Below are 18815 nucleotides of genomic sequence, written 5' to 3' on the forward strand. Positions count from 1 at the left end.
CGGCCGTAGCGCCTAGCGCTTCGTGGCGGCGGCGCGGATCTGCGCCACCGTCTGGCGGTTGGTGATCTGCTCCGGGCTCATCCGCACCTCGATGACGGCGGGCTTGCCGCTCTCCCGCGCGCGGCGGAAGGCGGGGACCAGCTCGTCGGTCGCGGTCACGACCTCGCCGTGGCCGCCGAAGGCCTCGATGAACTTCGAGAAATCGGGGTTGGTGAGCTGCGTGCCGGAGACGCGGCCGGGGTAGTGGCGCTCCTGGTACATGCGGATGGTGCCGTACTGGCCGTTGTTCACGACCATGATGATGGGGGCGACGCCCGACTGGAAGGCGGTCGCGATCTCCTGCCCCGTCATGAGGAAGCCGCCGTCGCCGACGAAGCCGAGCACGCAGCGGCCGCGATGGGTGATGGCGGCGCCGAGGGCGGCCGGCACGGAGTAGCCCATGGCGCCGTTGGTCGGGCCGAGGAACTCCTGGTCCTCCCGCAGCGTCATGAAGCGCTGCGGCCAGGTCGCGAAGTTGCCGGCGTCGCAGGTGAAGATGGTGTCGGGCGGAAGCTCGGCCTCCAGCGCCTGCAGCGCGCGGGCGAAGTTCAGCGGCCCCTCGTAGTCCGGCGCGGCGGCGCTTGCCTCGCGTCCGGCGCGGAGCGTCCGCGTCCACTCCCCCCAGGGGCGCGGCTTGCCCGGCGCGGCGTCCCGCAGGGCGAGGGCGAAGAGGTTGAGGTCGGCCGTGACGCCGAGCAGCGGGCGGAAGACGCGGCCGATCTCGGCGGCGTCGGGGTGGACCTGCACGATCGGCCCCGTCTCCCCCGCGGGGAACAGCGTGTAGCCCTGGCTGGTTGCCTCGCCGAGGCGGCTGCCGATGGCGATCACGAGGTCGGATTCCTTCACCCGCGCGACGAGGCCGGGGTCGGAGCCGACGCCGAGGTCGCCCGCGAAGTTCGGCAGGGTGCCGTCGTAGAGGCCGAGGCGGCGGAAGCCGACGGCGACGGGAAGGTCGTGGGCGACGCAGAACTCGCGGATCGCCGCCTTGCCCTCGGCCGACCAGCCGGTGCCGCCCAGCACCACCACGGGCCGCTCGGCGCCGTCGAGCAGGGAGAGGAGGCGCGGGATGGCGGCGGGCGCGGGGGAAGCCGGCAGGGTGGGCGCGGGGCCGATGTCCGGCACCTCCACGACCGACTTCTGCATCTCCTCGGAGATGGCGACCACCACCGGGCCCGGCCGGCCGCTGCGCGCCACGTCGAAGGCGCGGGCCATCAGCTCGGGGATGCGGGCGGCGTCGTCGATCTGCGTCACCCACTTGGCCAGCGGCGCGAACATCCGGCGGTAGTCCACCTCCTGGAAGGTGTCGCGGTCGGTCTCGGCGAAGGGGATCTGGCCGACGATGAGGACCAGCGGCGTGCTGTCCTGCATCGCGACATGGACGCCGATGCTCGCGTGGCAGGCGCCGGGGCCGCGGGTGACGATGGCGACCCCCGGGCGGCCCGTCAGCTTGCCGTGGGCCTCGGCCATGTGGACGGCGCCGGCCTCGAAGCGGCAGGTGACGAGCTCCACGCGGTCCCGCACCTCGTAGAGGCCGTCCAGCAGGTCGAGGAAGGACTCGCCGGGCACCGAGAAGGCGTGGGTGACGCCCTGGGCGACCAGCGCATCGGCCAGGAGCTGGCCCCCCGTCCTCGCCCGGGTGATCCCCTGCCGTGCCGCCGCGCCGTCGTCCATCGCCCTGCCTCCCGCCCGTCCCGCCCGCGAGGCTGCGGGCCGGGGGCGCGGAGACTACGTCCGGAGGCGGGCAACGCCAACGCCCCGGCCGCGCCCCGCGAGGCGCCCCCGCTTGGAACCGCGCGCCGGCGGGGGCATCCTGCGGGCCGAACCGGAGCGGACGGCGCATGAAAGCGATCTTCGTGATGATCAAGTGCGAGATGGGGGCCGCCTACCGCGTGGCGCGGGAGATGGCGGACGGCATCCCCGAGCTGTCGGAGATGCACTCCACCAGCGGGCAGTACGACCTGCTGGGCAAGTTCTACCTCGAGCCCGACCAGGACATCGGCCTCTTCGTGGTGGAGCGCGTGCAGGGGGTCGCGGGGGTGAAGGACACCTACACGCTGCAGACCTTCAACGCCTTCTCCGGCCCGAAGGGCTGAGGCGCGTCGGGCGGGACTGCCACGAAATCACCCCGATCCCGCCGCGCCCTGCCGCGGCGGCGCCGCGCGGGCGCCACGGGGGGCGCCCATCTTGGGCCTCATCGGAGGTCCCACCAGATGAAGGTTCGCTTTCTTCCCGCCCTCGCCCTCGCCGCCGCGCTCGGCACGGCCGGCTGCCAGAATCCCGACGGCTCCACGGACTGGGGCAGCACGCTGGCCCTCGGCGCCGGGGTCGGGCTGGCCGCCGGGCTGGTCGCGGCCTCCGCGAGCGACAACGGGCATCATTACCGGCAACCCGACCGCCGGGCCTACGGTTCCTATGGCGGACCCGGGCGCGGCCACGGCTATGGCCGTCCCTACGCCGGGGGGTACGGGTACGGAAGGGGCTGGTGATGAAGGCGCGTCTGGCGATGCTGGCCGTGGCGGGGCTGTCGCTGGGGGGCTGTGTCTACGTCCCCTACGGCGACCCCGGCGTCGCGGGCGCGACGGCTCTCGGGGCGGGGCTGGGGGCCGCGGCCGGGGCGGCGATCGCCTCCGGCCCGACCTACTACGCCCCCGCGCCCTACTACCCGCCGCGGCCCTACGGGTACGGCTACGGCTACTACCCCCGCTACGGCTACCGCCACTGGTAGCGGGGGCCGCCCCGGCTCAGTCGAAGCCGAGGAAGCCCGGCATGGAGGAGATCGGCGGCGCCTTGGCCAGGGCCGCGACGTCCGGCACGGGGCGGGCGAGCGTCGCATCCCCCGCCACCGCCGCCTCGATCGCCGCCGCCGCCCGCAGCACCAGCGCGTCGCCGCCGCGCGGCCCCACGATCTGCAGGCCGAAGGGCATGCCCTTGGCGTCGCGCCCGAGCGGGATCGAGATGGCGGGGTGGCCGGTCAGCGTCACGATGTAGGCCATGGCCAGCCAGTGGAAGTAGGTGCGGGTCTTCTGGCCGTCGATCTCCGCCGGGAAGAGCTCCGACCAGGGCCGGGGCGAGATCGTGATGGCGGGGGTGACGATGAGGTCCGTGCCCGCGGCGAAGAAGGCCTGCCAGCGCTGGTAGAGCTCGGTCTGGAGCACGCCCGCGCGCGCCACGTCGGCCACGGAGTAGCCGAGCCCCTCCGCCACGTTCGCGCGCACGTTGGGGCCGACCATCTCGGGCGTCTCCGCCACCTTCTTCGCGTGGGCGGCGACGAAGTTCAGGGCGCGCAGCACCTCGAAGGCCTCGTCGGCGCCGGCGCAGTCGGGCGTCGCCGCCTCCATCCGGGCGAAGAGGGGCGCGAGGGCGGCGACGCGGGCGCGGAAGGCCTCGCGCACCGTGTTCTCCACCAGGGCGATGCCGAAGTCCTCCGTGGCCGCGACGCGCAGCGCCGAGAGGTCGATCGGGCGCAGCGGCGTCCAAAGGTCGGCCACGCCCCGCACGGGATGGTCCGGCAGGGTGTAGGAGAGCGGGTCGCGGGCATCGTCGCCGGCCATGGCGGCCAGCAGCAGCGCGGTGTCGGGCGCGTTGCGCGCCATGGGGCCGAGCACGGGCAGGTTCTGCCAGGCGAGCAGCCGCCGCTCGCTCGAGACCAGGCCGGGGCTGGGGCGGAAGCCGACGATGCCGTTGAAGGCCGCGGGGTTGCGGAGCGAGCCCCCCGTGTCCGAGCCCGAGCAGATCGCGAACATTCCCGCCGCCAGCGCCGCGCCCGAGCCGCCCGAAGAGCCGGCCGCCGAGCGCGTGGGGTCGTGCGGGTTGCCGGTCGCGCCGTAGACGGCGTTCCGCGTGTTGGCGCCGGCCCCGAACTCCGGCGTGTTGGTCTTCGCCGTGATGATCGCGCCCGCGGCCCGGATGCGGGCGACCGAGCCGAGGTCGGCCTTCGGCACGTGGTCCTTAAAGAGCGGGCTGCCGAAGGTCGTGACCAGCCCCTCCGTCTCCTCGAGGTCCTTGATGCCGATGGGCAGGCCGTGCAGGAGGCCGAGCTTCTCGCCCCGCATCACCGCCGCCTCCGCCGCGCGCGCGTCGGCCCGCGCCCGCGGCTCGTCCATGGCGACGACCGCGTTGATGGCGGGGTTCACCGCGGCGATGCGCGCGAGGCAGGAATCGAGCAGCTCCACCGGGGAGAGCTGCCTCGCCCCGATCATCCTCCGGGCTTCGAGGGCGGTGAGGTCGCAGGGCTCGGTCATCGGCATCCCGTTCGTCGTTCCTGGCAGCGGCGAGGCAAGGCGGCGGGCGTCAGTAGCCCATGGCGCAGCCGTCCTTGCGCGGGTCGGAGCCGCCGATCAGCACGCCGCGCTCCCGGTCGATCAGGATCGCCTGGCCGCCGCCATGGGGCTTCTTGATGAGCTTCGGCTGGTGGCCGAGCGCCGCGAGCTCGCCCTTCAGCGCCTCGGGCATCCCGGTCTCGATCTCGACGTCCCGGTGGTTGGCGCCGACGCTCGGGAAGACGCGCGTGAGGTCGAGCGCCTCCTGGACGTCGAGGCCGAACTGGAAGTGGTTCGCCAGGAACCAGCTCTGCCCCATCGGCTGGAAGTGCCCGCCCATCACGCCGTAGGGCATGACCGCCTTGCCGTCCTTCATCACCATGCCCGGGATGATCGTGTGCATCGGGCGCTTGTCCGGCGCGATGCAGTTCGGGTGGCCCTCCTGCAGGCGGAAGCCGAAGCCGCGGTTCTGCAGCATCACGCCGGAGCCCTCGGCGAGGATGCCCGAGCCGAAGCCCTCGAAGAGGGAGTTGATGAAGGAGCAGGCGTTGCCGTCGCGGTCGACGACCGTGAGGTAGACGGTGTCCTTGTGCTTCTGCCAGTCGACGTCGCCGGCGGGCGGCAGGTCGACCATGGCGCGGTCGTCGCGGATCATGCCGCGGAGCTTGTCGAGGTAGCCGTCCGACAGGAGCTTGGCGAGCGGCACCTCCACCTGGGAGGGATCGGCCAGGAAGGCGTCGCGGTCGCGGTAGACGAGGCGCGCGGCCTCGAGGTGGCGGTGGATTCGCGTCGCGGTCAGCGGGCCGCCCGGGTCGGGGAAGCCCTCGAGGATGCCCAGCAGCATGAGCACGAGCAGGCCCGAGCCGTTCGGCGGGCACTGGAAGACCTCCATGCCCCGCCACTTCCGCGAGATCGGGTCGACGAAGTCGGCGACGCCCTGGCCGCGCGCGAAGTCCTCCTCCGTGTGGCTGCCGCCGGCCTCGCGCAGCGCGCGGACCATGTCGGCGGCGATGGGGCCGGTGTAGAAGGCGCGCGCGCCGTCCTTGCCGATGGCGCGCAGCGTCTTGCCGAGCTCGGGCTGCACGAAGCGGTCGCCGAAGGCGAAGGCGCGGCCGTCCTTGAGGAAGCGCCGAGACGAGGCCGGGTTCTTGGACAGCTTCTCCACGCAGTCCTCCCAGTCCGCCGAGACGCGGGAGGAGACGGCGAAGCCCTCCTCCGCGTAGCGGATGGCGGGCTGCAGGATCTGGTCGAGCCCGAGCTTGCCGTGCGCCTTGTTCAGCGCCTCCCAGGCAGAGACGGCCCCAGGGACGGTCACGGAATGGGCGGAGGTGTTGACCATGGCGGTCAGGCCGTCCGCCCGCAGGCGCTCGGGGGTCGCGCCCGCCGGCGCGCGGCCGGAGCCGTTGATGGCGACCACGCCGTCCGAGGCCGGGGCGTAGAGGCAGAAGCAGTCGCCACCGATGCCCGTGGACTGGGGCTCGACCACGCCCAGCACCGCGCAGGCGGCGATGGCGCCGTCGATGGCGTTGCCGCCGGCCCGCATCGTGTCCAGCGCGGCGAGGGTCGCGACCGGCATGGAGGTCGCGGCCATCGCGTTGAGGGCCATGGCCGGGCTGCGCCCGGGAAGGTGAAGGTCGCGCATCGGCTGGACAGAGCCCCCATCGTTTCAGCAGGCCCGCCGCGCCCGGCGGCGGTGGGCCGGGCCCCGCCGCCGGAGCGGGCCGGGGCCTGCCGGAGGGGATACGCCGGCTTTCCAGGGCAGGAAAGACCGTATCCGACGGGATACCCCGCGACGGGCCCCGCCGGCCGGCGGGGAATGGTCCTCAGCCGCCGGGCATCCAGGGGCGGGCACGGGCCTGGGCGGCCATGCGGACGCCCGCGTTGGCCGCCCCGTAGCCGTCGTAGCCGCCGTGGCGCTCCACCACCTCGAAGAAGAAGCGGTCCTCGAAGGAGACGGTGAAGGCGTGGACGAAGGCGCCCCCCTGCCCGTCCCCGTCGTAGAGGAGGTGGCCCCGCTCCAGCGCGGCCAGCTCCTCGTCGGCCAGGCCGAAGCGGGCGCCGAGGTCCTCGTAGTAGTTCGCGGGGATCTCGAGCATGGGCGCGGACCGCCCCGCCACGAAGGCGGCCGCGTCGCGGGTCGAGAAGGCGACGTGGTGGACCCCGGCGCCGGCGATGGCCGAGACGAAGCGGCCGGTGGCCGTCTGGCGGCTCTCCGACACGTTCAGCGGCATGCGGACGCGCCCGGCCGGGTCCGCCATGGCCCGGCTGCGGACTAGGCCCTGCGGGTCCGGCAGGTCCAGCGGCGCGCCGGGCTCAAGGCCGAAGACGGCGCGGTGGAAGAGGACGAAGCCGTCCATCTGCCCGCCGCTGAGGGCGTGGGCGACGTGGTCCACCCCCTCGAGCGCGCCGCCGTCCTCGCCGGGCAGGAGGTGGAAGTCGCTCTCCCAGATGCTGCGGGCGCCGGGCTCGACGAGGAGGATGAGCGTGCCGTCGGGCGCGCGCACGGCGGGGATGGAGCGCTCTCCCTCCCCCGCCCGCTCCCGCCAGGTGGAGCAGAGCAGGGCCTCGGCGCGGGAGAGGGCGCGGGCGGCGCTGTCCACCCGGAGCGCCGTCGCGCAGACGGAGGCGCCGTGGAGCTCGAAATGCCCGGCCGCGGCGCTGTCGGGCTCGGCGTTCAGCACGAGGTTCACGCCGCCCTGGCGCCAGAGCTCCACGGCCTTCGATCGGTGCTGCCCGGCCTTGCGGAAGCCGAGGGTGCCGAGGAAGGCCGCGAGGTCGGCCCCGCGCGCCTCGTCCACCGCGAACTCGAGGAACTCCACCCCGTCCAGCGCCGGCGGGGGCGGCAGCGGGGCGGCCGGGACCGAGGGCGCGGCGACGACGGAGTCGAGCCAGATCAGGGAGCGGTGCCCGTCGCGCGCGATGCGGCGGGCGGGGGCCGCGCGGAACTCGTCGTTGAAGACCTCGAGCGAGAGGGGGCCGCGGTAGCCGGCCTCGAGCACCGCCCGGGTGAAGCCGGGCACGTCGAGCTCCCCCTGGCCGGGGAAGTTGCGGAAGTGCCGGGACCAGCCGAGCACGTCCATCGTCAGCCGCGGCGCGTCGGCGAGCTGGACGAAGGCGATGCGCTCGCCCGGCACCTCCGCCGCCAGCCCGTCCAGCGTGTCGCCGAGGGAGAGGGTGTGGAAGCTGTCGAGGATGAGGCCGAGGGCGGGGTGGTCGGCGCGCCGCACGATGTCCCAGGCCTGGCGCCAGCGGTTGACGTGCCGCCCCCAGGCGAGGGCCTCGTAGCCCACGCGGAGCCCGCGCCCGGCCGCCCGCTCCGCCATCTCGCGGAGGTCGGCGGCGGCGCGGGCGGGGTCGTCCAGCGCCGCGGGCAGGGTGTTGCTGCAGACGAGCACGAGGTCGGTGCCCAGCGCCTGCATGACGTCGAACTTCCGCTCCGCCCGGTCCATGTTCCGGCGCCGCTGCGCCTCCGGCATGGCCTCGAAGTCGCGGAAGGGCTGGAAGATCGTGATCGCGAGGTTCAGGTCCGCCGCCATCTCCCGGATGCCCTCGGGCGGGCCGTCATGCGTCAGCAGGTCCTGCTCGAAGATCTCCACGCCCTGAAAGCCGGCGGAGGCCGCGGCCTCGAGCTTGTCCGGCAGGCTGCCCGAGAGGCAGACCGTGGCGATCGACTTCGGCAGGGCGCGGAGAGGGTCGCGGGGGGCTTCGGGCATGCTTTCCCTGAACGCGGGCCTGGCAGGGGACGCCGGGCGGGCCCGCGGCGCCGGCGCCGGACCAGCTTAGAGCGGATCGCCGCCCGCGCTTCCAGCCCGCCCCGGCCGGGCGCCCCCTCTTCCAGCGCGCGCCGCGCTCCGCTATGCGCGGCGGATGGAGACACCCGCCACCTTCGCCGAGTTCGAGCGCATCGAGATCCGCGCCGGCACCGTCGTGGAGGCCCGGCCCTTCCCCGAGGCGCGCAAGCCCGCGATCCAGCTCGTGATCGACTTCGGCGAGGGGATCGGCCTGCGCCGCTCCTCCGCCCAGCTCACGGTGCACTACGCGCCGGAGGCGCTGGTGGGGCGGCAGGTCATGGCGGTGGTGAACTTCGCCCCGCGCCGGATCGCGGGCTTCTCCAGCGAGGTGCTCGTGCTCGGCGTGCCCGACGAGGCGGGGGCCGTGGTGCTGCTCCGCCCGGACCAGGCCGTGCCCAACGGCGCCCGGATGTTCTGAGCCCTCAAGGAGCGCCCATGCCCCGCTACTACACCGTCACCTGGGACCAGCTTCACCGCGACGCCAAGGCGCTGGCCTGGCGCCTCGTCGGCAAGGGGCCGGTCGAGGGCGGCTTCAAGGGCATCGTGGCCATCACCCGCGGCGGGCTGATCCCGGCCGCGATCGTGGCGCGGGAGCTCGACTGCCGGCTGATCGAAAGCGTCTCCGTCGTCACCTACGACGAGGAGGAGATGGGCCAGCCGAAGGTGGTGAAGCCGCCGGTGGCCGCCGGGGACGGCGCGGGCTGGCTGGTGCTGGACGACCTCGTGGACACCGGCACCACGGCGCGCGTCGTGCGCGGGCTGCTGCCGGGCGCGCATTTCGCGACGATCTACGCCAAGCCGGCCGGGCGCCCGCTGGTGGACAGCTTCATCACCGAGGTGAGCCAGGACACCTGGATCCTCTTTCCCTGGGACACCGAGCCGCAGTTCGTGGCCCCCATCATCAAGACGGCGGGCGCCGCCGGGGCCTGAGGCAGCGGGCGCCGCCGGGGCCCGAGGCAGCGGGCGCTGCCGGGAGCTTGAAACGCCGCGCGCCGCCCGGCCTCAGGCCGAGACGGCGTCGTCCTTCGCCACGAGGATCTTGTCGACGCGACGGCCGTCCATGTCGATGATCTCGAATCGCCAGCCCGCGAAGACGATCCGGTCGCCCTCCTTCGGCACCCGCCGCAGCAGGGCGAGCATCAGCCCCGCGACCGTGTGGTAGGTGCCGGGCTGGGGCAGCACCGGCAGGTCGAGGCGCGCGCGGAGCTCGTCGCTCGGCATCATGCCGTCGAGCAGCAGGCTGCCGTCGTAGCGCTCGACCGCGGGGCCGGCGGAGGGAAGGGTCGCAGGGGCGCCGAGCTCGCCCACGATGGCCTCCAGCAGGTCGGAGGCGGTGACCACCCCCTCGAAGGAGCCGTACTCGTCCATGACGAGGGCGAGGCCGAGCGGGTCCTGGCGGATGCGCTCCAGCGCGTCGAGCGCGGAGAGGTTGTCGGGCAGCACCATCGGGCGGCGGAGTGCGGCCGCGACCGAGAGGGGCTGGCCCGAGAGGACCTGGTCGAGCAGGTCCTTGGCGGCGACGACGCCGACGACGTTGTCCACGCGCCCGTCCGCCACGATGAAGCGGTTGACCGTCTCGCCCTTCAGCTTCTCCGAGACCTCCTCGGGCGTCGCGTTCCGGTCGAGCCAGGCGATCTCGGGGCGGGGCGTCATCAGCGCGCGCACGGGCTTGTCGGCGAGGCGGAGGACGCGCTCGATCATGTGGCGCTCCTCGGTCTCGAGCGCGCCGGCCTGGGCGCCCTCGGCCACCACCGCCTTCACCTCCTCCTCCGTCACGGACTGCTCGATCGGCGTGTTGGCGCCGAGGAGCCGCAGGACGAGGTTGGAGGAGGAGGAGAGCACCCAGACGATCGGCAGGGACACCCGGGAGAGCCGGGACATGGGGCGGGCGACGAGGGCCGCGATGCGCTCGGGGTGGCGGAGGGCGAGCTGCTTGGGCACCAGCTCTCCCAGGATGAGGGAAAGGTAGGTGATCAGCACCACCACCAGCACCAGCGCGGCCGGGGTGCCGTAAGGCGCGACGCCGGGGATCGCGTCGAGGAAGGGGCCGAGCGTCGCCGAGAGCCGCGCGCCGCCGAAGGTGCCGGCGACGACGCCGATCAGCGTGATGCCCACCTGGACCGTCGGCAGGAAGCGCTGGGGGTCGTCGGCCAGCTCCATGGCGACCGTCGCCCCGGGCGAGCCCGTCCGCTCGAGCGCCGTCAGCCGGGCCCGGCGGGCGGAGACGATCGCCAGCTCGCTCATCGAGAAGACGCCGTTCAGCAGCACCAGGAGGAGGATGATGCCAATTTCGAGAAGCGCCGACATGATCTGCGTGGGGTTCCTTCGGGCGGGGCGCGGCGAGGGGCCGGCGGCCCGCGGCATGGATAGGGCCTTGCGGGCATAACACCCAAACGGGGGCGCCGGCTGTCCCGGTCGTGTTCCGTTACGCGCAACGATTTTTCGCTGCGCCGCAATATTGCCCTGATTGGGCCGGACCCGCGCCTTGGCCGGCGGGCCTCATGGCAGGGAGCGCAGGACGCTCCCCCTTCGCGCAAGCCCGGATCGGCCGGGGACCGGAGGGGGGCGTCGCGCCGGAGCCCTGCACGCGATGAACGCGCTCGCCGCCCCGCGCCTTCCCCCCCACCCCGAGCCCTCCATGAGCGATTCCCGCCGCCCCCTTCCCTCGCCGGTCCGCTCGCCGGGCGCTCGCCTCGCGCGGCACCGGGTGACGCTCGCTCTCCTCGCCCTCGTCGCCCTCGCCCATCTCGGCGCCTGGTGGGCCTTCAACCGGCCGGTGGCGATGCCCGACTTCCGCGGCCAGGTGAACGGCCTCGCCTTCGCGCCCTACCAGCGCGGGCAGAGCGCGGAGGGCACGAACTGGCCGACCGCCGAGCAGATCGAGGGCGACCTCCGCCGGGTCGCGCCGATGACGCGCCACATCCGCACCTACGCGGCGCATGGCGGCATGGAGCGCATCCCCGAGATCGCCTGGTCCACCGGGCTCGACCTCAAGGTGACGCTCGGCTCCTGGCTCGACCGCCGGCTCGACCGCAACGCGGCCGAGCTTCGCCGCCTCGTGCAGGTCGCGCGCGAGAGCCGCAACGTCGAGCGCGTGCTGGTCGGCAACGAGGCCGTGCTGCGTGGCGACGTGACGCCCGCGCAGATGGTCGGCTACATCGAGCAGGTGCGCCGCCAAGTGCGCCAGCCCGTCTCGACCGCCGAGCCCTGGCACGTCTGGATGGACCATCCGGAGCTCGGCAACGCCGTCGACTACATCACCATCCACCTGCTGCCCTACTGGGAGGGGCTGCCGGTCGAGGACGCGCTGCGCTTCATCATGGAGAAGTACGACGCCGTGCGGGCGCGCTTCCCCGGCAAGCGCGTCGTCATCGGCGAGGTCGGCTGGCCCTCCGATGGCGTGGCGCAGGGCGCGGCCCGCGCCAGCCGCGTGAACCAGGCGCTGTTCATGCGCTCCTTCTTCACCATCGCCGAGCAGCGCGGCCTCGAGTACTTCGTGATGGAGGCCTTCGACCAGCCCTGGAAGGTCTCCTTCGAGGGCCGTGCGGCCGGCCACTGGGGCATGTACGACCTCGACCGCGCCCAGAAGTGGCCGATGACGGGCCCCGTGCAGGAGACGCCGGCCTGGCTCGGCTGGGCGATGGGCGCGAGCTTCGCCGCCTTCCTCGCCGCCTTCTTCTTCCTCTCGCGCCGGCCCGACATCCACTGGCAGGGCAAGCTGATGCTCGGCGTGCTGTCCCAGGGCTTCGTGGCGCTGGGCACCGGCGTCCTCCTCGCGATGAGCGAGACCTACATGTCCACCACCGCGGGCGTGGTCTGGAGCGTGCTCGTCGCCGGGCAGCTGCTGCTGCTGGCCATCCTGCTGTCCGACGGCTTCGAGCTCGCCGAGACGGTCTGGGGGCGGCTCGCGCGCCGCCAGTGGCCGGCGGTGCCGGCCGCCGACGGCACGCCGCTGCCCAAGGTCTCGCTGCACCTGCCGATCTGCAACGAGCCGCCGGCGATGGTGCGCGAGACGCTCGACGCCCTCGCCGCCCTCGACTACCCGGACTTCGAGGTGCTGGTCGTCGACAACAACACGACCGACCCCGCGCTGTGGGAGCCGGTGGCGGAGCACTGCGCGCGGCTCGGCGCCCGGTTCCGCTTCTTCCACCTCGGCAAGTGGCCCGGCTTCAAGGCGGGCGCGCTAAACTTCGCGCTGCGCGAGACCGCGCCCGACGCCGCCGTGATCGGCGTGCTCGACAGCGACTACACCGTGCGGCCGGACTGGCTGCGCCGGATGGCGCCCTTCTTCCGCCGCCCCGAGGTCGGTTTCACCCAGTCGCCGCAGGACTACCGCGACGCGCAGGGCGGCCTGTTCAAGCGGCTGATGTTCTGGGAGTACGCCGGCTTCTTCAAGGCGGGCATGGTGACCCGCAACGAGCGCAACGCGATCATCCAGCACGGCACCATGACGCTCATCCGCAAGTCCGCGCTCGAGGACGCGGCGGTGGACGGCAAGGCCTGGGCGGAGTGGTGCATCTGCGAGGACAGCGAGCTCGGCCTGCGGCTGATGCGCCAGGGCTGGGAGGCCGTCTACTGCCCGGACTCCATGGGCCGCGGCGTGATGCCCGACGACTTCTCCGCCTACCGCAAGCAGCGCCACCGCTGGGCCTTCGGCGCGGTGCAGATCGTCAAGGGCCACTGGCGCGCGCTGCTGAACCCCTTCAACCGCAGCCTGACGCAGGGCCAGCGCTTCCACTTCGTCATGGGCTGGATGCCCTGGCTGGGCGACGCGCTGGGCCTCGCCTTCGTCCTCGGCGGGCTGCTGTGGTCGGTCGGCCTCGTGTTGATCCCGCTGACGCGGCTCTACCCGGCCGTCGACCTCTTCGGGCTGCACCTGGCGACGGAGGGGCTGCGGACGGCGCTCGTCTCGGTCGGGCTGTCGGACGAGTTCCCGATCACCCTCTTCATGATCCCGAGCCTCGGCCTCTTCACCTTCAAGCTCGCGCAGATCTGGACGCTCTACCGCGCCCGGGTCGCCTGCGGGCCGCTGGACCGGCTGGGCGCCGCGCTCGGCGGGCTGGCGCTGACCCACACCATCGGCAAGGCGGTGTGGCAGGGCTTCTTCAAGCGGCGGGCCCATTTCGCCCGCACGCCGAAGATGGAGAACGCGCCGGCGCTCGTGCAGGGGCTGATGACGGCGCGGCAGGAGGGGATGATCATGCTCCTCCTCTGGCTCGCCGCCGCCGGCATCACCGTGGCCCATCGCGGCGGCACCTGGGAGGCGGTGCTCTGGACCGTGATCCTGCTGGTGCAGTCCGTACCCTACCTCGCCGCGGTCTCGATGGCGCTCGTCGCCGCCCTGCCGGCGCGGCAGGCCGTCGCGCTGCCGGGCGCGGTCTCCGCCCAGTCCTCCGCTGGGCAGGCGGTGGCGCGGAGCGAGCTGAAGTAGCCCCTTCGCGGGGCGGGGCGGCGGGCCGCGGGGGAGACCCCGCGGCCCGTCCCGTTTCTGGGACGAGAAGTGATTTTCGTTAACGCAGTTTGAAGATGCGCGACGGCCGGACGAGGCGTTAAGCCTTCCCTAACAGTTCAAGGGAACCATGCCGTGGCCGAGATCCTCCCCCTCACCCGCAGCCCGCAGGACCGCCTCCAGGCAGCGCTCCGCCTTCTCGCGGCGGCGCAGGCGGAGCAGCGGGCGGCGATCAGCGCCTTCCGCGAGAACCTCTACGTCCTGCGCGACAGCACGACGAAGCTGCAGGACAGCGTGCACGGCTGGCACCGCGCCGTGGCGGCGACGGGCCGCGACCTCGAGACCGCGCGCGAGGCCGTGCGCACCCTGGAGGCGACCGCCGCCCGGATGTGACCGGGCGCGCCCGCCGGGTCAGAGCGGGCGCATGTGGGTCGCGGAGCGGAGGACGGCGGGCAGGAGGCCGCAGGCCTCGTAGAAGCGCCCCGCGGCGGGCGGGGCGCGCACGCGGACCGAGCGGAAGCCGTGCGCCGCCGCGTGCGCCAGCATCGCCTCCACCAGGGCGCGCCCGAGCCCGCGGCCGCGATGGGGCGGGGCGACATAGAGGCGGCGGAGGCGTCCGATCGTCTCGGCCTCGGCGTAGGGATCGACCGTCAGCCCCCCGATCCCGGCGAGCGCCCCGCCCCGCCAGGCCGCGAAGAGGGCCTCGCCGGGGGCCGCGAAGCGCATCGCGCCGGCGTCCCAGTCCTCCTCCAGCACGCGGAGCATCCTCCAGCCCTCCGCGAGCGCCGCGTCCCGCAGGACGGGGAAGCCGGGCGGGAGGGCGTCGACGCGGGCGACGGCCGCGGTCATCCGCCGCGGTGCACGACGTGGAGCTTGTTGCCCTCGGGGTCGCGCATGTAGGCGCCGTAGTAGTCGGGGGCGTAGCGCGCGCGGAGGCCGGGCGCGCCCTCGTCCACCCCGCCCCCGGCGAGGGCGGCGGCGTGCGCCGCGTCCACCGCCGCGCGGCTGGGCGCGAGGAAGGCGACCATGGCGCCGTTGCCGGCGCTGGCGGGCCGTCCGTCGAAGGGTTCCTGCACGTCGAAGGTCGGGTGGCGCTGGCCGGGCACGCGCCAGCAGGCGCCGCGGGGCCCCGCGACCGAGTCCGGCCCGCGCTCCAGCCCGAGGGGAAGGAGGACGGCGTCGTAGAAGCGCGCCAGCGCGTCCAGGTCGCGCGCGCCGATCATCACGTGGCTGAACATGGGCCTACCCCGTCGCCTGGTTCGCGCCGGGGCGCAGGCGCAGCCCGGGGCGAAGGTTGCGGAAGGGAAGCGTCGCGGGGTCGGCGACGACCGGCCCCGGCGCGGCCACGACGAGGACGCGCCCGGCGATGGGGCCGAAGTCCGCGCGGAAATGCACGCTCGACTTCACGGCCACAATCCCCTCCTGCGCCGGCTCCACGCCGAGGTGCCGGAAGAGGGCGAGGTCGTAGGCCTGCATCTTCCGGCTCGTCACGATGACCCGCACGCCGCCGACCGAGACGAGGGCGGAGGGGCCGAGGTCGGCCGGGTTGCCGCCGGCCATGGCGCCCGTGCAGGTGAAGCGCCCGTTGGACAGCCGCAGCACCCGCGCCGTGACCTCCAGCGGCGCGCCGTCGCTCCGCCCGCCGAGGCTGAGGGAGAGGGTCGCCCCCTCCCCGGCCTTGTGGCAGGCGGCCGCGCTCAGGGGGTCGTTGATCGAGCCGAGCACGGCCTTGGCGGCCTTCTGGCGGATGAGCTCCGCGAGCAGCCCCGTGGTGTCGCCGTGGCCGCCGCCGCCGGGGTTGTCCTGCGTGTCCGCGAGGATGACGGGGCGGCCGGGCTTCGCCTTCAGCGCCTCGGCGACGGCGCGGTCGGCCGGCAGGATCTCGCCCTGGAAGTCGCGCTCGCGCGCGTTCAGCAGGGCGAGGAACTCGTCGGCCGCGGCGTCGGCGGCGGGCTGGTCCGCGGCGTAGGCGGCGACGGCCATGCCGCAGCCCGGGAAGTCCGCGTAGGGAAAGCCGAAGCAGAAGGCGAGCTCCGACACGCCGTGGCGCGTCGCGATCCGCTCGCGCTCGGCGAAGACCTCGCTCATCGGCGGCACCAGCGTGCACTGGCTGGTGATGGGCAGCAGGAAGTCCGCTTGGCGGAAGGCGCGAGCGAAGGGGCGGCCGCGGCGGGCGCGCTCCACCAGCAGGCGCAGCGCGCGGGCGCCGGCCTGCTTCATGTCGACGTGCGGGTAGGTGCGGAAGGGCGAGACGGCGTCCGAGCGCTCCACCATCTCCGCCGTCAGGTTGCAGTGGGGGTCGAGGCTGCAGGCGATCGGCATGTCGGGCCCGGCGACGGCGCGGACGCGGCGCAGGAGCTCGCCCTCGGCGTCGGGGAATCCCTCCGCCACCATGGCGCCGTGCAGGTCGAGGAGGATGCCATCGAGCGGGCCGGCGGCGAGGGCGTCGGAGAGATCGGCGACGATCCAGGCGGCGACGCGCTCGAAGGCCTCGGCGGTCACGGGTCCGGCGGGATTGGCGAAGGCCCAGGAGAGGGGCGCGATGGCGATGCCGCTCCGCTCCGCCGCCGCGATGGCGCCGGCGGCGGGGACGCCGGTGTTGCGCAGCCCGTCGAGCAGGGTGGCGGGGCGCATGGGCGCGGGCCAGCCGCCGGGCTCGGCGAAGTCGCGCCAGCCGGTCGGCAGGGGGGCGAAGGAGTGGCTCTCGTGCAGGAAGCCGCCGATGGCGATGCGCATGTCAGGCCCTCGCGATGCCGGCGGTCGCGAGCACCGCGTCGGCCAGGACGAGCAGCCCGGCCTCGGCCTGGGCCGGGGTGATGCTCTCAGCCTCGTTGTGGCTGATGCCGCCGAGGCAGGGCGTGAAGATCATCACGCTCGGCACCGCCCGCGCGACGTAGACGGCGTCGTGGCCGATGCCGGTGGGCATGTCGCAGAAGGGGATGCCGCGCGCGGCGGCGGCATCCCGCAGGCGCTGCGCGAGGGTCGCGTCGAAGGGCGTCTGCGGGAAGGCCCAGAAGGGCGCGACCTCGACCGCGACGCCGCGCCGGGCCGCGACCTCCTGCGCCCGCTCGCGGAGCGCCTCGGCCATGCGGTCCAGCGCGGCCTCGTCGCCATTGCGGAAGTCGACGCTGAAGGTGGCGCGCGAGGGAACGACGTTGCGGCTGGAGGGCTCGACGGCGAGGCGCCCGACCGTCGCGCGCGCGTCGCCGCCGGCCTCGCGCGCGATGGCCTCGACGGCCTCGACGAGCCCGGCCGCGGCCACCAGCGCGTCCCGCCGGTGGGACATGGCGCCGCCGGCGTGGGACTCCTCGCCGGTGACGGTGACGTCGAACCATTGCTGGGCCAGGGCGTGGGTGACGACGCCGATGTCCAGCCCCTCGCGCTCGAGGACGGGGCCCTGCTCGATGTGAACCTCGAAATAGGCCTCGAGCTCGCGGAGGGCGGCGGGGTCCGCCTCGCCCGCCCAGCCGATCGCGGCCAGCGCGTCGCCGAAGCGCGCGCCCTCGGGGTCGCGCGTGTCGAGGACCTGGCGTTCCGCGAAGGCCCCCATGGCGGCGCCGCTGCCCATCATCGGCGGCGAGAAGCGGGCGCCCTCCTCGTTGGTCCAGTTGATGAGGAGGAGCGGCGCCTCCGTCTCGGCGCCGGCCTCGTGCAGGGCGCGCATCACCTCGAGCCCGGCGAGGACGCCGAGCACGCCGTCGAACTTGCCGCCGGTCGGCTGGGTGTCGAGGTGACTGCCGATGGCGACGGGCCGGCGGGACGGGTCGTGCCCGGGGCGGCGGAGCGCCATGTTGCCGAGCCGGTCGGTGGTCAGCGAGAGGCCGATCTCCGCGCCCCAGCGCGCGAGCAGCGCCCTCCCCTCCCCGTCCAGCGGCGTCAGCGCCTGGCGGTTGCAGCCGCCCTTGGGCGTGGCGCCGATCCGCGCCATCTCCATCAGCGAGTCCCAGAGCCGAGCGCCGGAGAGCGGGATGTTGCTCACGCCGCGCGCTCCACCCCGCACCACTCGGCCATCAGCAGCGCGATGCTGCGGGTGATGGCGTGCATGGAGGCGAGCGAGACGCTCTCGTCGATGCCGTGGATCTCCTGCGCGTCCGGGCCGAAGCAGGCGACCGGCGTGTCCTGGTAGAGGGTGAAGAAGCGGCCGTCCGTGAGGCCCGTCGCGGGGTAGTCGCGCAGCTCGCCGCCCGTCACCTCCGCGTAGGAGCGGCGGGCGAGGCGGCAAATCTCGCTCTCCATGTCGAAGGCGCAGGCATCGGCCATGAAGCCCTTGAACTCGAGCGCGACCTTGGTGCCGCGGAGCGCCGGGTCCGCCGCGGCCTCGGCCACGATGCGCTCGATGTCGGCCTTCGTTCGCGCCGCGCTGTAGCCGAGCATGACGCCGACGCGGAGCCCGATGCGCGCGCGGGTGGGAACGCTGCTGTTCCACTCGCCGCCCTCGATGGTGCCGAGGTTGACGTTGACCGGGTGGTTCACGCCGCGGAAGGCCGCGTGGACGTTCTCGGCCCGGTTGCGCTCCATCTCGTAGTCCTTGAAGCGGCGGGCGATGCCCATGGCGGCCTCGATCGCGTTGATGCCCGCGTGCATGTCACGCACGTGGGTCGGCCGGCCGGTGACGGTGACCCAGGCCCAGACGACGCCGACCTCGGCGGAGTACATCGCGGCCATGGAGGGGCCGGGCTCGGGGATCACCACCGCGTCGGTGCGGGGCATGGCGAGCATGGTGGCGAGAGCGCCGTTGCCGGTGCACTCCTCCTCGACCACGGCCTGCATCTGCACGGGGGCGGCGGGCTGGAGGCCGGCCAGGCGCAGCGCCTGGAAGGCCGTGAGGTAGGAGACGATGCCCGCCTTCATGTCGCCGGCGCCGCGACCATACATTCGGCCGTCCCGCACGGCGGGCTCGAAGGGCGGGGTGACCCAGAGGTCCGCCGCGCCCTCCGGCACCACGTCCACGTGGCCCTGCAGCGCGAGGCTCCGGCCGCGGACCTCGCGCGGGGCGTGGAGCGCCGCCACGTTGTCGCGCCCGGCGTAGGGGATCAGCGGGGGCGAGAAGCCGGGGTGGTCGCGCAGCGCCTCCGGCACCGTCGCGATGCGGCGCGGCGCGAGGCCGAGCGACTCGTAGTTGGCGGCCATGAGGTCGAGCGCGCCGGCCTCGCGGCCGAGGGTGGAGTCGCAACGGACCAGGGCGGCGAGGCGGTCCACCGCCTCCCCCTCCAGGGCCGTGACGGCGTCCAGGATGGCGCGCCGGGCGCCGGGGTCGAGATCGGGCATGAAGGGTCC

Annotated in this window: 17 protein-coding genes; 7 read left to right on the plus strand and 10 right to left on the minus strand. The window is 74.1% G+C overall.

The window, feature by feature from the left end:
- Window positions 1-12: 12 nt before the first annotated feature.
- Window positions 13-1710: a thiamine pyrophosphate-dependent enzyme gene (locus tag EAH89_RS00100; protein ID WP_140880685.1), complete on the minus strand. Its 1698-nt coding sequence runs from the start codon at window positions 1708-1710 to the stop codon at window positions 13-15.
- A 167-nt stretch (window positions 1711-1877) separates the two neighbouring features.
- On the opposite strand from EAH89_RS00100, the gene EAH89_RS00105 reads away from it, so the two are divergent.
- The 3 genes from EAH89_RS00105 (at window position 1878) to EAH89_RS31730 (ending at window position 2764) form a co-directional block, all read left to right on the plus strand.
- On the plus strand, window positions 1878-2132 hold the full coding sequence (locus EAH89_RS00105) for an Lrp/AsnC ligand binding domain-containing protein (RefSeq protein ID WP_140880687.1): 255 nt from the start codon (window positions 1878-1880) through the stop codon (window positions 2130-2132).
- Window positions 2133-2249: 117 nt separating this feature from the next.
- Window positions 2250-2525 carry a hypothetical protein gene (locus tag EAH89_RS00110; RefSeq protein ID WP_140880689.1) on the plus strand — a complete coding sequence of 92 codons (276 nt, stop codon included), beginning with the start codon at window positions 2250-2252 and terminating at the stop codon, window positions 2523-2525.
- Complete coding sequence (locus EAH89_RS31730; protein WP_140880691.1) at window positions 2525-2764, plus strand: hypothetical protein; 240 nt, start codon at window positions 2525-2527, stop codon at window positions 2762-2764. Before EAH89_RS00110 ends, EAH89_RS31730 begins: the two co-directional genes overlap by 1 nt.
- Window positions 2765-2780: 16 nt before the next feature.
- Here EAH89_RS31730 and EAH89_RS00120 read toward each other — a convergent pair whose 3' ends face one another.
- The 3 genes from EAH89_RS00120 to EAH89_RS00130 form a co-directional block, all read right to left on the minus strand.
- A complete protein-coding gene (locus EAH89_RS00120) occupies window positions 2781-4286 on the minus strand; it encodes an amidase (RefSeq protein WP_338325512.1) in 1506 nt (501 codons plus the stop codon).
- A gap of 43 nt (window positions 4287-4329) precedes the next feature.
- Window positions 4330-5940 carry a gamma-glutamyltransferase family protein gene (locus tag EAH89_RS00125; RefSeq protein ID WP_140880693.1) on the minus strand — a complete coding sequence of 537 codons (1611 nt, stop codon included), beginning with the start codon at window positions 5938-5940 and terminating at the stop codon, window positions 4330-4332.
- A 181-nt stretch (window positions 5941-6121) separates the two neighbouring features.
- Window positions 6122-8011, minus strand: coding sequence for a bifunctional sugar phosphate isomerase/epimerase/4-hydroxyphenylpyruvate dioxygenase family protein (locus tag EAH89_RS00130; RefSeq protein WP_140880695.1), 1890 nt, complete (start codon window positions 8009-8011; stop codon window positions 6122-6124).
- A gap of 154 nt (window positions 8012-8165) precedes the next feature.
- Here EAH89_RS00130 and EAH89_RS00135 point away from each other — a divergent pair, with 154 nt between their 5' ends.
- Together EAH89_RS00135 and gpt are read left to right on the plus strand one after the other, a co-directional pair.
- A complete protein-coding gene (locus tag EAH89_RS00135) occupies window positions 8166-8507 on the plus strand; it encodes a tRNA-binding protein (RefSeq protein WP_140880697.1) in 342 nt (113 codons plus the stop codon).
- Window positions 8508-8524: 17 nt separating this feature from the next.
- Window positions 8525-9019, plus strand: coding sequence for a xanthine phosphoribosyltransferase (gene gpt, locus EAH89_RS00140; protein WP_140880699.1), 495 nt, complete (start codon window positions 8525-8527; stop codon window positions 9017-9019).
- A gap of 72 nt (window positions 9020-9091) precedes the next feature.
- Here gpt and EAH89_RS00145 read toward each other — a convergent pair whose 3' ends face one another.
- Window positions 9092-10396, minus strand: a complete 1305-nt coding sequence (locus tag EAH89_RS00145; RefSeq protein ID WP_140880701.1) for a hemolysin family protein — start codon at window positions 10394-10396, stop codon at window positions 9092-9094.
- A gap of 283 nt (window positions 10397-10679) precedes the next feature.
- Here EAH89_RS00145 and EAH89_RS00150 point away from each other — a divergent pair, with 283 nt between their 5' ends.
- Together EAH89_RS00150 and EAH89_RS00155 are read left to right on the plus strand one after the other, a co-directional pair.
- Window positions 10680-13520 carry a glycosyltransferase gene (locus tag EAH89_RS00150; protein ID WP_241666770.1) on the plus strand — a complete coding sequence of 947 codons (2841 nt, stop codon included), beginning with the start codon at window positions 10680-10682 and terminating at the stop codon, window positions 13518-13520.
- A gap of 153 nt (window positions 13521-13673) precedes the next feature.
- Complete coding sequence (locus EAH89_RS00155) at window positions 13674-13931, plus strand: hypothetical protein (RefSeq protein ID WP_140880703.1); 258 nt, start codon at window positions 13674-13676, stop codon at window positions 13929-13931.
- Between the two features lie 18 nt (window positions 13932-13949).
- Here the strand turns inward: EAH89_RS00155 and EAH89_RS00160 are convergent, their stop codons facing one another.
- Genes EAH89_RS00160 through EAH89_RS00180 form a run of 5 tightly spaced genes read right to left on the minus strand, consistent with a single transcriptional unit; the run spans window position 13950 to window position 18806 of the window.
- Complete coding sequence (locus EAH89_RS00160) at window positions 13950-14387, minus strand: GNAT family N-acetyltransferase (RefSeq protein ID WP_140880705.1); 438 nt, start codon at window positions 14385-14387, stop codon at window positions 13950-13952.
- Window positions 14384-14776: a VOC family protein gene (locus EAH89_RS00165; protein WP_140880707.1), complete on the minus strand. Its 393-nt coding sequence runs from the start codon at window positions 14774-14776 to the stop codon at window positions 14384-14386. The genes EAH89_RS00160 and EAH89_RS00165 overlap by 4 nt, the downstream gene beginning before the upstream one ends.
- Before the next feature lie 4 nt (window positions 14777-14780).
- The gene (locus tag EAH89_RS00170) at window positions 14781-16274 is read right to left on the minus strand and encodes a M81 family metallopeptidase (RefSeq protein WP_140880709.1); all 1494 of its coding nucleotides are present in this window, start codon (window positions 16272-16274) and stop codon (window positions 14781-14783) included.
- 1 nt (window position 16275) lies between these two features.
- Window positions 16276-17517: a Zn-dependent hydrolase gene (locus EAH89_RS00175; RefSeq protein WP_140880712.1), complete on the minus strand. Its 1242-nt coding sequence runs from the start codon at window positions 17515-17517 to the stop codon at window positions 16276-16278.
- Window positions 17514-18806 (minus strand): ArgE/DapE family deacylase, encoded by a 1293-nt coding sequence (locus tag EAH89_RS00180; protein WP_140880714.1) that lies wholly within the window; start codon window positions 18804-18806, stop codon window positions 17514-17516. The genes EAH89_RS00175 and EAH89_RS00180 overlap by 4 nt, the downstream gene beginning before the upstream one ends.
- Window positions 18807-18815 lie beyond the last annotated feature (9 nt).

The sequence above is a fragment of the Muricoccus nepalensis genome, assembly GCF_006438825.1.
In the GTDB taxonomy this organism is placed as follows: Bacteria; Pseudomonadota; Alphaproteobacteria; order Acetobacterales; family Acetobacteraceae; genus Roseomonas; species Roseomonas nepalensis.

Excerpts from the sequence above, each read along its gene's own strand:
- EAH89_RS00150 (WP_241666770.1), top strand. The coding sequence starts at position 10,680 with ATGAACGCGCTCGCCGCCCCGCGCCTTCCCCCCCACCCCGAGCCCTCC.
- gpt (WP_140880699.1), top strand. The coding sequence starts at position 8,525 with ATGCCCCGCTACTACACCGTCACCTGGGACCAGCTTCACCGCGACGCC.
- EAH89_RS00105 (WP_140880687.1), top strand. The coding sequence starts at position 1,878 with ATGAAAGCGATCTTCGTGATGATCAAGTGCGAGATGGGGGCCGCCTAC.
- EAH89_RS00170 (WP_140880709.1), bottom strand. The coding sequence starts at position 16,274 with ATGCGCATCGCCATCGGCGGCTTCCTGCACGAGAGCCACTCCTTCGCC.
- EAH89_RS00145 (WP_140880701.1), bottom strand. The coding sequence starts at position 10,396 with ATGTCGGCGCTTCTCGAAATTGGCATCATCCTCCTCCTGGTGCTGCTG.
- EAH89_RS00100 (WP_140880685.1), bottom strand. The coding sequence starts at position 1,710 with ATGGACGACGGCGCGGCGGCACGGCAGGGGATCACCCGGGCGAGGACG.
- EAH89_RS00130 (WP_140880695.1), bottom strand. The coding sequence starts at position 8,011 with ATGCCCGAAGCCCCCCGCGACCCTCTCCGCGCCCTGCCGAAGTCGATC.
- EAH89_RS31730 (WP_140880691.1), top strand. The coding sequence starts at position 2,525 with ATGAAGGCGCGTCTGGCGATGCTGGCCGTGGCGGGGCTGTCGCTGGGG.
- EAH89_RS00120 (WP_338325512.1), bottom strand. The coding sequence starts at position 4,286 with ATGCCGATGACCGAGCCCTGCGACCTCACCGCCCTCGAAGCCCGGAGG.
- EAH89_RS00180 (WP_140880714.1), bottom strand. The coding sequence starts at position 18,806 with ATGCCCGATCTCGACCCCGGCGCCCGGCGCGCCATCCTGGACGCCGTC.
- EAH89_RS00110 (WP_140880689.1), top strand. The coding sequence starts at position 2,250 with ATGAAGGTTCGCTTTCTTCCCGCCCTCGCCCTCGCCGCCGCGCTCGGC.
- EAH89_RS00160 (WP_140880705.1), bottom strand. The coding sequence starts at position 14,387 with ATGACCGCGGCCGTCGCCCGCGTCGACGCCCTCCCGCCCGGCTTCCCC.
- EAH89_RS00165 (WP_140880707.1), bottom strand. The coding sequence starts at position 14,776 with ATGTTCAGCCACGTGATGATCGGCGCGCGCGACCTGGACGCGCTGGCG.
- EAH89_RS00125 (WP_140880693.1), bottom strand. The coding sequence starts at position 5,940 with ATGCGCGACCTTCACCTTCCCGGGCGCAGCCCGGCCATGGCCCTCAAC.
- EAH89_RS00135 (WP_140880697.1), top strand. The coding sequence starts at position 8,166 with ATGGAGACACCCGCCACCTTCGCCGAGTTCGAGCGCATCGAGATCCGC.